Genomic DNA, 13,284 nt, shown 5'->3' with positions numbered 1-13,284 from the left:
ACGATCTGTCACAACATCCGGCAGCGCCGTCGCATTCAGAACCTGAGCTTGACCGTCTGAAAAATATATAATCCAGGTGCTACCAATTGTTTTCCCGGAGGCCTCACATGAAGTTCAGCCGTGCCGTCGTCGCCATCGCCACCGCCGCAGCGGTGTTCACCGGCGGAGTCACCGTCCCCCAATCGCTCGCCGAAACCCGCACAACCCAAGAGGCCAACCTCCACTGGCCCACCGCGCGCGTCGTCCCTGGCGACACCGTCGAAGTGAAGCCCGAGGGCTCGTTCTCAAGCACCATGCGATTCTCCGGCGAGGAGGACTACCTGGGCTACCGCTTGACGACGAACCCCGTCACCGGCGTCGCCACCATCACCGTTTCCGATGATGTGATCCCTGGGGAATCGATCCGGTTCAATATCACAACTACCGATGGTGTGCGCGAGCTGGATTACGACCTCGACGTGACGGTGGTTGAATCGCTCGGCACCATGGCACGGGATTCGGATCTGGATTACCCCTTGGCGCTTGGTGCCGTTGACTATGTAGACGAGGTCAAACCTTTCGGTGATGTTCCAGCGGGTACGACCTTCGGCGTCGTGTCTCCCGAGCACTTCGATGCAACTATCTCCGACGATGGCACGCTTTCGGTCAAGCAGCTCGATGAGCTGCCAACCAGCTCATCCTCCATGGTCGCAGTTACCGCAACGTTCGCCGACGGTTCAGCGCAAACGTTTGGTGTGCCTGTCCTGGTCTCGACGTTCGAAGATGGCAAGCGCCCAGAACTGGCAAACCTGACAGTCGAGGAATATTACGACTTCCTCATTGAAAACCGGTTCAAGCCCGAATGGGAAGTCGCAAACATGGCAGGCGATGAGCCCGGGTATGCAGAATACGCCGGCGAGTTTGCCGCAGGTTCGAAGTTCAAGCTCCGCGATGACCTCGTCCCCAATCTCCGCTACTTCGGTGATGTCTCCGTAGATCCGGACGACGGCACAGTGACGGTCAGACCGAAGCGCCCGATCAAGGGCTATCGACGATTCGAGGTGCCGGTTGAGGTGGAGGGCCCGGATGGCCGGGTAGGCGTTGGTTCCGCCGAGTTCTTCATTGACGAGCCAGGTCGGTGGCAGGCCGAAAAGGCAATCGTTGAGTACGCCGACGTCAGTGCTCCGACGCCAGGGCCGTTTAGGTCGAACCCATATACGGAGGTCCCAGAGGGAACATGGTTTGAAGTTTCCGGTGAAGCGCCGGAGGGCACGGATGTGGATGTCAACCGCGAAACCGGAGAGATCACGATACAAACACCGGATCGCACAAAGCCGGGTACCACCTTGATTTTGCCGATCCTCGCCCACTTCCCAGACGGTTCCAGAAAGTCCACCGACGCAAAATTTATCCTGACAGAACCGGAAGTGCCAGAGGCGAGCACGACACACGTCACGTACCCGACCCAGACGATTAATCCTGGTGAGACCGTTACCATCCGCCCGGATAATCTGCCGGAGGGTGCAGCGGTGACCGTCAACGAAACATTCGGCCACGGAAGTTCAGTGTCGGTGGATGAAAAGACCGGTGCTGTGACAATCGCTGCCACGGAGGACGCGAGGCGTGGATCAGCAGGAGCAAAACTTTGGGTCATATTTAAAGACGGGTCCTATCACGAGGTATGGGCTTATGTGGACATCGAAAAACCCACCCCCACCCCGACCCCAGAACCGTCGCCCGAACCCACTGAGCAGACTGCGCCCGAACCGCAGACCGAGACCACCGAGGAACCCACCCCGGACGTGTTCGAACCGATCGATGTGACCGAAGACGAGTCAGGTTCGGCCGAGGGCTCCAGCACCGGCGGCATTATTGCCATCGTGCTCGGTGTCCTTGCCGCGCTTGGCGGCCTAGCGTTCGCCGCCAAGCCGCAGTTAGAGAAGATGGGACTCTGGCCGGACTTGCCGTTACCCACCGCCTAACATATCCCCCATGAAGAAGACCGCCACTGCCGCCACGGCCATCGCCGTCGCCGTCGCTGCCACCACTGCCCTGCCCGCCCACGCTGAGCCGGCTATCACCCAGCTCTCCACGGCGCTGGGCTCGAGCGGTTCGTCGAAGCCGAACTACGACAACCTGGACTCTGTCGAGGGCTCCCCGGACAAGCGCCTGTTCGAGGGCTCGTACACGGGGTCGGCACCGATTAGCCTGACCATTGCGTTCGTCGCTACGGCGGTGGCCATCCAGGCGATCGTCGACTTCGTGCCGCCGGTGCGCGAGGCCGTGGATAAGTACGCGGAGCAGTTCAATCTGCAGCACGTTCCGGGCTCGTCCGAGGGCAACCGCATCTTCCCCGCTGAGGAGATTAAGGCGCAGGTCAACCAGGCTATTCAGGACTTCCAAGCCCAGTTGTAGCACCGCCTGCGACCCTGTGTTACGGTTGTGAACCGTTGTGGTTGCAGTGACTTGTGTGGCTAATGTGACTTAAGCCCGAACTGCGGTGGAAGGGCTGCAACCGAAAACGGCCGGTCGTCGATAAGCGACGCGGCCGTTTTGCTGTTCCAGTGGCAAGTAAGATCGCACCCATGACTGATCTTTCAAACCTGCTTGATTCCGCGAACCGCCCCAAGGTCGTCGAGGAGATCTCCAAACTTATCGACGACACCGTCGCCAACCAGTCCGGCCTCACCGGCATGGCCCTGAAATCCGCCGTCGCGGCCGGCAAGAAGGCCGACGCCGACGCGATTTCCAAGGGCGTGAACAAGTTCCTCCCACAGATCGTCGACGAGCTGAATCCATATTGGAACGCCTTCAACGCCAGCGACGAACAGAACTTCGGCCAGTTCCTCTCCGCGCGCGAGGACGAGGTGGTCAAGTCGATGCTCGACGCCGGTGACAGCGCCGTCGACTCCATGCCCGGTCCGGTGAAGAAGGTCTACTCCACGCTGCGAGGCAAGGCCGCCAAGATCGTCGGCCCGGCGCTGCCAGAGTTGGGTAACATCGCGGAGCGTCACGCTTAACGACGACCCCGGATTGCAAGAGTTGACACGGGCCCGGCATTTCCCCAGGTGGGGGTTGCCGGGCCCGCGTTATTTGTCAACTTTTGCACAAAGGAGGGCGCGAACTACACGTCCAGGAAGCGCACGTCCTTCGCGCGGCGGGTGATAAACGAGCGGCGGGCTGCCACGTCGTCGCCCATGAGGATGGAGAACAGCTCGTCGGCACGCTGGGCGTCTTCAAGCTCCACCTTGCGCAGGATGCGCGTGTCCGGGTCGAGCGTGGTTTCCCACAGCTCCTTGGCGTTCATCTCGCCGAGACCCTTGTAGCGCTGGATGCCGTCGTCGGTGTTGATTTTGCGACCGGCCTCCAGGCCCTCCGCCAGCAGCGCGTCGCGCTCGCGGTCGGAAAATGCATAACCCGGCTCGCCCTTGCCCCACTTCAGCTTGTACAGCGGCGGGTTAGCCAGGTACACGTGGCCGTTTTCCACCAGCTCCGGCATAAAGCGGAACAACAGCGTCAGCAGCAGCGTCGCGATGTGCTGGCCGTCGACGTCAGCGTCGGCCATGAGCACGATCTTGTGGTAGCGCAGCTTCGAGATATCGAACTCTTCGTTGATGCCCGTGCCCAGCGCGGTGATGATGGCCTGGACCTCGGCATTTTTGAGCACGCGGTCCATGCGGGCCTTCTCCACGTTCAGGATCTTGCCGCGCAGCGGAAGAATCGCCTGGTACATGGAGTCGCGACCGCCCTTGGCGGAGCCGCCTGCGGAGTCGCCCTCCACGATGAACAGTTCGGACTTGATCGGGTCCTTGGAGCGGCAGTCCGCAAGTTTGCCCGGCAGGCCGCCGAGATCCGTGGCGGACTTGCGGCGCACCAGGTCGCGGGCCTTGCGGGCGGCCTGGCGGGCCTGGGAGGAAGACACCGCCTTGTTCACGATGACCTTCGCCTCGGCCGGGTTGGCGTCGAACCAGTCGGACAGGTTCTCGTTGATCGCGCGCTGGACGAAGCCCTTGACCTCGGTGTTGCCCAGCTTCGTCTTGGTCTGGCCCTCGAACTGCGGATCGGACACGCGCACGGACACGACGGCGGCGAGGCCCTCTCGGCAGTCGTCGCCAGTAAGGTTCGGCTCCTTGTCCTTGAGCAGTTTGTGGTCGCGCGCGTAGCGGTTCATCAGCGAGGTTAGCGCCGCGCGGAAGCCCTCCTCGTGCGTACCGCCCTCGTGGGTGTTGATCGTGTTGGCGAAGGTGTGGACGGACTCCTTGAACGAGCCGTTCCACTGCATCGCCACCTCAGCCTCGAGGCCGTCGCCCTTCTGGTCGAAACCGATGATCGTCGGGTGGATCGCGGTCTTGGACTTGTTCAAGTACTTGACGTAGTCGATCAGGCCGTCCGGGTAGTAGAAGGTGACCTTCTTTTCCCGCTTCTTCTTTACGTCCGGGGCGACCTCGTCGCCGACCTCGGCCGGGTTGCCGTCGCCGTCCTGGTCCACCTCGGAGGCGTCGACGGTCTCGGTGGTGTCGTCGAAGGAGTTGCCCTCGATCGCCGCGGCGGTGTCGCCCTCCTCGGCGATGGCTTCGAGCTCGAGCTCCTCGTCGGAAACGCGCTCGTCCTTCAGGGTGATGGTCAGGCCCTTGTTCAGGAAGGCCATCTCCTGCAGGCGGCGCGCGATGGTGTCGTAGTTGAAGTCGACGGTCTCGAAGATTTCCGGGTCCGGCCAGAACCGGATCGTGGTGCCGGTGCCGCGGGCGTTACCGCCCTCCTCCAGTTCCTCCGGGATGGCCATCGCGAACTTCTGGTACCAGTGCTTGCCGTCGCGCTTGATGTCCGCCTCGACACGGGTGGACAGCGCGTTGACCACGGAAATACCGACACCGTGCAGACCGCCGGAGACGGCATACGAGTCGGAGTTGAACTTGCCGCCGGCGTGCAGCTGCGTCATCACGACCTGTACCGTCGGGGCGCCGGACGGGTGCATCTCCACCGGGATACCGCGGCCGTTATCGACGACCTCAACGCCGCCGTCGGCAAGCAACGTGACATCGACGCGGTCGGCGTAGCCGGCCATCGCTTCGTCGACCGAGTTGTCCACGACCTCCCACACCAGGTGGTGCAGGCCGCGCACACCGGTCGAACCGATGTACATGCCCGGGCGCTTACGCACCGCCTCGAGACCTTCGAGGATGGTAATCGACGACGCGTCGTAATGGGGTTGCTGTTCAGCCACTGCGGGACGCTCCTCCATGCGTGAATAGGGGCTCTAGGCCCGTTGAACCTGTCTCATCTTACACGCCGAGGGGGATATAACGGGCACCTGTCCGACCCGCGAGAGGGCGTTTCACGCGCGGATTTCGGCCGTGACGGCTCTCAAAGGATGGTCAACCCGTTAAGGAAATCTCGCTGTTGGCCCATCGCAGAACGAAAGCGGTTGTTGTCATCGATAATGCCTGCAACCTGTTCGTCGATGTAACCCGCTATTCGAATTATGTTTTCCGCGTCCTTCATTAGATTGCGGCGACCGAGAAGATGCTCGTGATGTGCTATGCGGTTACGAAGCTTTGCGAACCGATTCAGTTCGTCTCTCAACTGGGATCGTTTACCGTCGTAATTTGGAAAGGCATCAATTAGGCATGGGTTCCACAACGTCTGTTCGTAATTTAGGTGTCCCCGTCCTGGACCCGAGTCCCCGTTATTCAACAGGCTCAACCACATTCCCAAAGAAACCTTGCCAACAAAGAAATCTCCTGAAATAGGAGAACTTCGTGCTTTCCGCCCTATCTCATTCAGCTTGAGTTCGAACGCTAGATAGTCCTTGTTCGTCAGGAGTATGTACTTTTCCTTGAGCCGATTGCCTTCCTCAGCGGATGAGATAGATTCTTCACCGTTTCTGACGAGTGTGTGCCATCCATCTTCGTGTCTTACGTCGAAGTAATCGCACAGTTCGTCGTTCATTGCATTGCGGACAAGAACCTCAACCAGAGCAACCGCAGGCCACAATGACCCCGCAATCTGCGAATCCCAAAAATGGGTTAAGGGTCAAAATGTGTGTCCGGATTCGTCGATTTGTTTGGGATGATCAGGCGAAATCCGGAAAATATATGCTCCTGGGGCTTATATCCGCCCCAGGACTGCGAAATACCGAGGTGTGACAGCAGCGTGTGGTAGGAGCCGGTGTTGGCTTGATCAATGCCGAAGAACCGACCCCGCTGCCAAGTGTGCGGCGGACAGATGAAACGCAACGGAACCACGTCCAAGGGCACCACTCGGTGGCGATGCAAAACCTGCGGTGCATCAGCCACCAAAACCCGCAGCGACATCACCCACGCAGCGGTGTTTCGACAATTCATCGAGCACTGCACATCGACCACCGCCCTGAGGCAGATCGCAGGAGACGCCGGAATCAGCCGCTCCACCATGAAACGGCAGTTTTCGTGGTGCTGGCTTGTCGATGTGCCTGATCCCACGATCGGACACGAGGGCCGGGTCTACGACCAGGTCTTCCTTGACGGCACCTACACCGCAAGCGGATGCTTGATTGTTGCTGCCACCTTAGATCACGTCATCGCCTGGCACTGGTGCACCCACGAAACCACCCGCGACTACCAACTCCTCCTTGAACGTATCCCCGCACCCCTGATCGCCGTCATCGACGGCGGCCAAGGCGCCGCCAGCGCGATCAAGACATGCTGGCCGGGCACCAAAATCCAGCGCTGCCTCGTCCACGCCCAACGCGTGGTACGCCGCTACACCACCTCACGCCCACGCACCGACGCGGGACGAGCGATCTACCAACTCGCGCTCAACCTCACGAAAATCACCGATCTTGACGAGGCGGCCGCGTGGGGTGCACAGCTGCACGAATACGGCACTATCTACCGCGACTGGATGAACCAGAAAACGTGGATCACAGACCCACTGACGAAACAACGCACCTGGTCATGGACCCATGAACGCACCCGCAAGGCCTACAACAGCCTCAACCACCTATGGCGCAACCAGCTGTTATTTGTCTACCTCGACCCACCCGACGGTGTGCTCGATAGCAGCCGGATCAAATCCACCACCAACAGCTTAGAAGGCGGCATCAACGCCCAATTGAAACTGCTGGCCCGCACCCACCGCGGCAGATCCGGGGAGCACCAGCGCCGGATGCTGGAGTGGTGGCTCTACCTCAAAACAGAACTGCCTGACGATCCAGTTGAGATCGCCAGGCGGTCCAACTGGGGCCAGGACCAACTCGCCAAAGTATCCACCCTGCCCCACAACGAGAACCAAGCCGACCACGAAACCGGACGACCAGCCCTCTACGACAACGCTATCGACACCAACTACACACACTCAATCGGCATCCAAAAAGGCCACATCTAACCCCGCGACACGCCGACACCAGACACACATTTTGACCCTTAACCCCCAAAAATATAGACGGCTCGCTGCTCGAGTTACCCGCTCCGGAAGATCCAGATGCATTTCAGAATCAGGGAGCAAATCAACGGGAGCTTTCTGCCCGTTTCGTCCCGGAGTTACGGCGTATTCACGAAACGTCTGCATTCTCGGCGGGGAAGCGATAAGCCCCAAATCCAAATCACTAAACTGCATCTCCACCCCCTGGAAACTTCAAATGCCCCGAGCGTCCTGAAAAACAGAACCTTCGCCGGAACCGGCTCAATCTGCGGGGCTTACGCAAACGAGATTAAGCGAAGGTCGTTTCCTGCGCAAGCCCTACCCGTACGTATCCCGCGGCCCGCGGCCCTTGACGTGCAGTGGCCCGTAGCGCCAACTTTTCGTCTTCGGTCCGTAGATGTGCAGTTTGGTCACCACGTCCGGCCCGACTTTGTCCGCAATCGCGCGCAGCACCTCGCGCTGCATGTACTTCATCTGCGTCGCCCACGCCGTGGAATCACAACTGACGTGCACTTCCCCGCCCTTGATCATCTCCACGGTCGTGTGCTGCGCAATCTTCTCCCCCACCAGTTCATCCCAGTGCCCCATGACCCAGCCGTGCGCCATCTTTTCGGTCCAATCGCGCTTGCGGATCTCCGTGCCGAGCAGGTTGCTTAACGACGACACCTTGTAACTCCTCGGCAACGCCCTCCCGTCCAGCCCAGTCGGGATCCCGCGCACATCCGCTTTGCGACGACCCCCCTCCGGCAGGTCGAGACCAGGAACGGTGATGTCGGGGCGGGGGTCGTCGGTAAGCGAGGGCCTGTTGCGCCGCGGAATCACACTCGTGCCTTGGCGGCTGAGGTCCGGCAGGCGGCCGCCGCGTTTGCGGGCGGTGGCGCGGAGGTTGTCGAAGGTGGCGCTAATCAGATCGCTCAATGGAGCTCACCCCGTCCTCCATGGTCACGGTGTAGCGCGCGGTGACGGCGTCGTCGAGGTTGCCGGGCAGGTCGTCGCCGACGGCCGCGGTGATGAGCACCTGCTCGGCCCCCTCGGCAACATGCACGAGGCGCTCGCGGCGCTTGGCGTCCAGTTCGGCGAAGACGTCGTCGAGGATGAGCACCGGGTCGGAGCCGTCGCTGGTGAGCAGCTGGTACTCGGCCAAGTGCAGCGCCAGCGCGTACGACCAGGTCTCGCCGTGAGAGGCGTACCCCTTCGCCGGGTTGTCGCCGAGCATGAGCGAGAAGTCGTCGCGGTGCGGGCCGACGAGTGTGACACCCCGGTCGATCTCGTCCTTGCGGCGCCGGCCGAGTTCGGTGAGCATGGCGGCCTCGAACACCGCCGGGTCCCTGCTTGGGCCCCCAGCCAGCTCCCTGACCGCCTTGTCCAGCGTGGAGCTATAGGCCACGGCCGCGGGGCGGGACTCAGGCGCGACGGAGTGGTAGGCGCTGGTGGTGTGGGGCGAGAGGTCGTCGATAAGCGAAAGCCTGCCCGCGACCACCTGGGCGCCGAAGTGAGCGAGCTGACCGTCCCAGACGTCGAGGGTGCTCAACGCGGTGGCGCCGTCGTCGTCGGAGTAGCCGCGGCGCAGCGCCATGTTGGAGTGTTTGAGCAGGGCGTTTCGTTGCCGCAGCACGCGCTCGTAATCCGCGCGGGCGCCACCGAGACGCGGCGTACGCAGGGCGGCGAGGTCGTCGAGGAAGCGGCGGCGCTCGGCCGGCTCACCGTTGATCAGGCGTAAATCCTCCGGCGAGAACATCACGGTGCGCAGCACGCCCAAGATCTCGCGGGCGGATTTCAACTTTGTGCGGTTGATCTGTGCCTGGTTCGCGCCTTGCGGCTTAATCAGCAGGTGGGTGGTCAGCTCCCGGCCCTCGTTGACCGTGGTCACCGACACGCGCGCGTTCGGCTTGCCCGCAGCGACGAGCGGGGCGTCGGTAGCTACGCGGTGGCTCGACAGCGTGGAGGTGTAGTGCACGGCCTCCACGATGTTCGTCTTGCCGTGGCCGTTGCGGCCTGCGACGACGGTGACGCCGGGCTCGAGCTTGAGGTTTAGCTCAGGCCACGAGCGGAAATCGCGCAGATCGAGCTCGCGGACGTGCATGCTTTGCGATTAGCCCGGCAGGCGAACCGGCATGAGCAGGTACGTGAAGTGTGTGTCCGGCGTCGGGAAGGAACCGGACTCATCGGCCTCCGGCAGCTCGTCCGGCTCCGGGATCATGATCGCCGGGCGCGACGGCTCGGTGAATCCGAAGACCACGCGGTTGGTGCCAATCACCGACAGGCCCTCGCGTAGGTAGCCGGCGTTGAAGGCGATGAGGAGTTCATCGGCACCCGTGAACGCAGCCGGGATCGTTTCCTCGGCCGCGCCGGAATCCGCGCCGGAGGAAAACAGGGTGAGCTCGCCGTCCTTGAAGTGCAGGCGCAGCTGCGCGTTGCGGTCCGCGACCAGGCTCACGCGACGAATCGACTCCATCAGCGGGGCAACCTCGACGGATGCGATGGAGGTGTGGGCCTTCGGCAACAGCGGCGCGACGTTCGGGAAGTCCGCGTCCAGCATGCGAGTGGTGGTCTCGCGGTTGCCCATGTGCAGACCGAACAGGCCCTCGCCGCCAATGTTGTCCTCGGCGCCGACGGCGATCTCCACCGGCTCGTCGATGCTGGTGTCCAGCGTGCGCGCGTTGTCCAGCAGCGTCTTCGCCGGGATCAGCAGATCAGCGTTGACGTTCGGGCTGGCCGGATCCCACTGCAGGTGGCGCTGCGCGAGACGGAAGCGATCTGTCGCGGTGAGTTTCACGTCCTTGCCGTCGATCTCCACGTGGATGCCGGTGAGCATTGGCAGGGTGTCGTCGCGGCCGGCGGCGGCAGCGACCTGGGTGACTGCGCCCGTCAGCGCTGCCGGCGAGATGCTGCCGGTGACCTCCGGCAGGCTCGGCAGCTGCGGGTAGTCGTCGAGCGACATCAGCGGCAGCTCGAAGCGTGCCGACGCCCCCTGCAACACCATCTTCTGACCATCAGTAGTCACCTCGACCGGCTTGTTCGGCATGTTCGCCACGATGTCCGCAAGCAGCTTGCCGGCCACGGCGACGCGGCCAGGGTTAGCAACCTCGGCGCCGATGCGCACACGCGTGGAGACTTCGTAGTCGAAGCCCGCGAATTCCAAACCGTTGTCGTCCGCGGTGATCACCACGGCGCGGAGGACCGGCTGGGTGTTCTTCGTCGGCAAGCTACGCGCCACCCAGGCAGCAGCATCCGAGAGATCGTCGCGTTCAACGCGGAACGACACGTTGTTGTCACCGTTGATGTCGACCATGGCGGCTCGGACTCCTTGCACGTGGGTAGGGGCCAGGACTTCGCGGGCGCACGAAAACTGCGCGCCGAAGCGTGTAATTACGAAACCACTCTAGGCGGGCACCCCGACACGCGCCATTGCGGGGTCAGGCGTCGGCGGCGAGTTCTGCACACCCTCCGTTTCTCTTTGAAGAATTACAAGTAAAAGAAGGGGAACAACAGTAAGTCCTGGGGAATCTGTGGATCACGGCCCATTGGTGCCGGTCATCGCGCGGATCATTGTTGTGATTCGGGGTGTGGATAACTTGTGGATAACTCGGGGTGTCTGTGGATAGATTTTTGCGGTTCTTCAAATTACACATTCTGTCCCGAGCTATCCACGCTTTGCTCACACCATGCTCCCCAGCCGGTCACACGCGTTTTGTGATGGATATCTCCGAATTACACGGGCGTAATTACACAGGTGTGGATAGAGCTGTGGATAGGTCGTACGGCGGAAAAGTTCCCAGGTTGCGGCGGTTTTCGGGAACTATTTTGAGGTTGGTGGAGGCCGTCCTGGGGGTTTAGGACGATTTGGCATTTGAAATCGAAGAAAGTTCCCCGGCCGGGGAACTTTTTCACCGCGGGGGCGAACAGGGCACAAAAGGGAGCCCGCCCAACAGGTGGACTCCCCTCACCGCAGAAGAACTACCGCGCGCGGGCCCTGTTCTTCACTATCTGCGTCAGTTCCTGGATCTCGTCGTAGGTGCCGCGGTTTTCGGTCATCTCCTTGCGGATCTTCCGGTCGGCGTACATGACGGTCGTGTGGTCCTTGCCGCCGAACTCGTCGCCGATCTTCGGCAGCGACAACTCGGTCAGTTCGCGGCACAGGTACATCGCGATCTGGCGGGCGTGCGCCACCTGACGCGTCTTACCTGCGCCAACGAGTTGGTCGGGGGAAACCTCGAAGTACTCCGCGGCCGCTTCTTTGATGGTGGCGGCGTTGATGTTCACGTCGCCTTCGTCGGGAAGAATGTCGCGCAGTGCAACCTGGGCGACCTCCATCGTGATCGGCTCGTTGATCAGCGACGAGTACGCCGACACGCGGATCAGCGCGCCTTCGAGCTCGCGAATCGACGACTCGAATTGCGACGCGATGAGTTCCAGCACCGCGTGATCCACCTGGGTGCCGTCGGCGGCGGCCTTCTTCATCAAAATGGCGATGCGAGTTTCCAGGTCCGGCGGCTGCACGTCGGTGATCAGACCGCCCTCGAAGCGGGTCCGCAACCGGTCCTCCAGCGTGGTCAGCTGCTTCGGCGGCCGGTCGGACGACAGGATGATCTGCTTGTTCGCCTGGTGCAGCGCGTTAAAGGTGTGGAAGAACTCCTCCTGGGTGCCTTCCTTGCCCTCGAGGAACTGGATGTCGTCGACCATCAAGATGTCTAGGTTGCGGTAGCGCCGCTTGAAGGATTCCTGGCGGTCGTCACGCACGGAGTTGATGTAGTCGTTGGTGAATTCCTCTGACGAGACATATTTAATGCGCAGCCCCGGCTGCAGTACGCGCGCGTAGTTGCCGGCGGCGTGCAGCAAGTGTGTTTTGCCCAGGCCGGATCCGCCCCAGATGAACAGCGGGTTGTAGGCGCGGGCCGGGTTTTCGGCCACGGCCACGGCGGCGCCGTTGGCGAAGCGGTTCGACGAGCCGATGACGAAGTTTTCAAACGTGTACTTCGGGTTCAGGCTGGCTTCGCGGTCCGGGTCGTGGGCAGGCTTTTCGCGCGGGATCCTGCGATCCACGGTCGGGTGGGCGCTTGTTTCTCTGCGGCGCCCCTCCACCTGCGCGGCATGCATCCGCGCGAGCTCGTCGAGGCCCATGGGAATCTGCTCGCCGGCGGCGGGCCGGTCCACGTCGTACTCCCCCGCCACCGATTGGGTCGGCGCCCAGGACGGCGCCTGCTGCTGTGGCGGCTCCGGGGCCGGTTCTGGTTCCGGTTCCGGCGCGGAGACGGAAACCGCAAGGTTGTAGGGCTGGCCGGTGTGTGAGGACAACAGCGCGGTGATGTGCGGCGCGAGGGACTCCTCCACCACGTTTTTGGCGGCTTGGTGGGGTGCGGACAGGAGCGCGTAGCCGTCGACAAGCACTACGGGCTTCATGAGCCGCAGGTAGGCTCGCTGCTGTGGGGTGAGTGTGGGGACGGACGAGGATGCTTGCTCGGAGAGGCGGAGCAGCTCGTCGACGATGCCGCGCCAGAGGTCTTCGAGGTGTTGGTCAGCCAACGTCCGCTCCAGTTCTGTCAGAAACCTGTAATTCCAAAATCAACACCTGATCCACAAGTGTTGAGGATGTCCGGGCTGGCTCTCACCTGCCGGTCCACAATGTTATCCACAGGTGTGGATAGCTCCGCACTGGGTAGTTATCCACAAGTAGCAACCCGCCTGTGGATAACTGTGTGAAGTTAGAATGGTGTCCCTGGCCTGCACTTTCAATGCTGAAATTACAAAACCCTCAACCATTACTTCACAGTTATCCACAGGGCTGTGCATGCTTAGCCTGTGTAATTGTGTTGTCGGTTTATTGTTACCCGCAGCGACCTCGGGCTGTCTAACGTTTTGTCATTCGCGAAGCTGTGGACAACTCGCTGCGTCGAACATCTGTCC

10 protein-coding genes are annotated in these 13,284 nt (G+C 61.7%); 4 read left to right on the top strand and 6 right to left on the bottom strand.

Annotated features, from left to right (window positions below; translation table 11 throughout):
- The first annotated feature begins 107 nt into the window (after positions 1-107).
- The 3 genes from IAU68_RS00050 (at position 108) to IAU68_RS00040 (ending at position 2,999) form a co-directional block, all read left to right on the top strand.
- Positions 108-1,961, top strand: a complete 1,854-nt coding sequence (locus tag IAU68_RS00050; protein WP_171193065.1) for a YPDG domain-containing protein — start codon at positions 108-110, stop codon at positions 1,959-1,961.
- 10 nt (positions 1,962-1,971) lie between these two features.
- Positions 1,972-2,394: a hypothetical protein gene (locus tag IAU68_RS00045; RefSeq protein WP_171193064.1), complete on the top strand. Its 423-nt coding sequence runs from the start codon at positions 1,972-1,974 to the stop codon at positions 2,392-2,394.
- A 170-nt stretch (positions 2,395-2,564) separates the two neighbouring features.
- Positions 2,565-2,999 (top strand): DUF6918 family protein, encoded by a 435-nt coding sequence (locus IAU68_RS00040; RefSeq protein WP_171193063.1) that lies wholly within the window; start codon positions 2,565-2,567, stop codon positions 2,997-2,999.
- A gap of 104 nt (positions 3,000-3,103) precedes the next feature.
- Here the strand turns inward: IAU68_RS00040 and gyrB are convergent, their stop codons facing one another.
- Both gyrB and IAU68_RS00030 read right to left on the bottom strand, forming a co-directional pair.
- Entirely contained in the window at positions 3,104-5,221 is a 2,118-nt protein-coding gene (gene gyrB / locus IAU68_RS00035; RefSeq protein WP_171193062.1) for a DNA topoisomerase (ATP-hydrolyzing) subunit B, read from the bottom strand.
- A gap of 122 nt (positions 5,222-5,343) precedes the next feature.
- Complete coding sequence (locus tag IAU68_RS00030) at positions 5,344-5,928, bottom strand: hypothetical protein (protein ID WP_171193061.1); 585 nt, start codon at positions 5,926-5,928, stop codon at positions 5,344-5,346.
- 234 nt (positions 5,929-6,162) lie between these two features.
- Between IAU68_RS00030 and IAU68_RS00025 the strand changes: the two genes are divergently transcribed.
- The gene (locus tag IAU68_RS00025; protein ID WP_171193060.1) at positions 6,163-7,344 is read left to right on the top strand and encodes an IS1249 family transposase; all 1,182 of its coding nucleotides are present in this window, start codon (positions 6,163-6,165) and stop codon (positions 7,342-7,344) included.
- Between the two features lie 354 nt (positions 7,345-7,698).
- On the opposite strand, the gene IAU68_RS00020 is transcribed toward IAU68_RS00025, so the two are convergent.
- The 4 genes from IAU68_RS00020 to dnaA form a co-directional block, all read right to left on the bottom strand.
- Positions 7,699-8,298: a DciA family protein gene (locus tag IAU68_RS00020; protein WP_171193059.1), complete on the bottom strand. Its 600-nt coding sequence runs from the start codon at positions 8,296-8,298 to the stop codon at positions 7,699-7,701.
- Positions 8,282-9,463: a DNA replication/repair protein RecF gene (gene recF / locus IAU68_RS00015; RefSeq protein WP_171193058.1), complete on the bottom strand. Its 1,182-nt coding sequence runs from the start codon at positions 9,461-9,463 to the stop codon at positions 8,282-8,284. The genes IAU68_RS00020 and recF overlap by 17 nt, the downstream gene beginning before the upstream one ends.
- A gap of 9 nt (positions 9,464-9,472) precedes the next feature.
- Complete coding sequence (gene dnaN, locus IAU68_RS00010) at positions 9,473-10,672, bottom strand: DNA polymerase III subunit beta (RefSeq protein WP_171193057.1); 1,200 nt, start codon at positions 10,670-10,672, stop codon at positions 9,473-9,475.
- Positions 10,673-11,337: 665 nt separating this feature from the next.
- Positions 11,338-12,903, bottom strand: a complete 1,566-nt coding sequence (gene dnaA, locus IAU68_RS00005; RefSeq protein WP_171193056.1) for a chromosomal replication initiator protein DnaA — start codon at positions 12,901-12,903, stop codon at positions 11,338-11,340.
- Positions 12,904-13,284: the final 381 nt, after the last annotated feature.

Source organism: Corynebacterium lujinxingii, assembly GCF_014490555.1.
Lineage (GTDB): Bacteria > Actinomycetota > Actinomycetes > Mycobacteriales > Mycobacteriaceae > Corynebacterium > Corynebacterium lujinxingii.
This window is presented reverse-complemented; position numbering and strand designations above follow the sequence as displayed.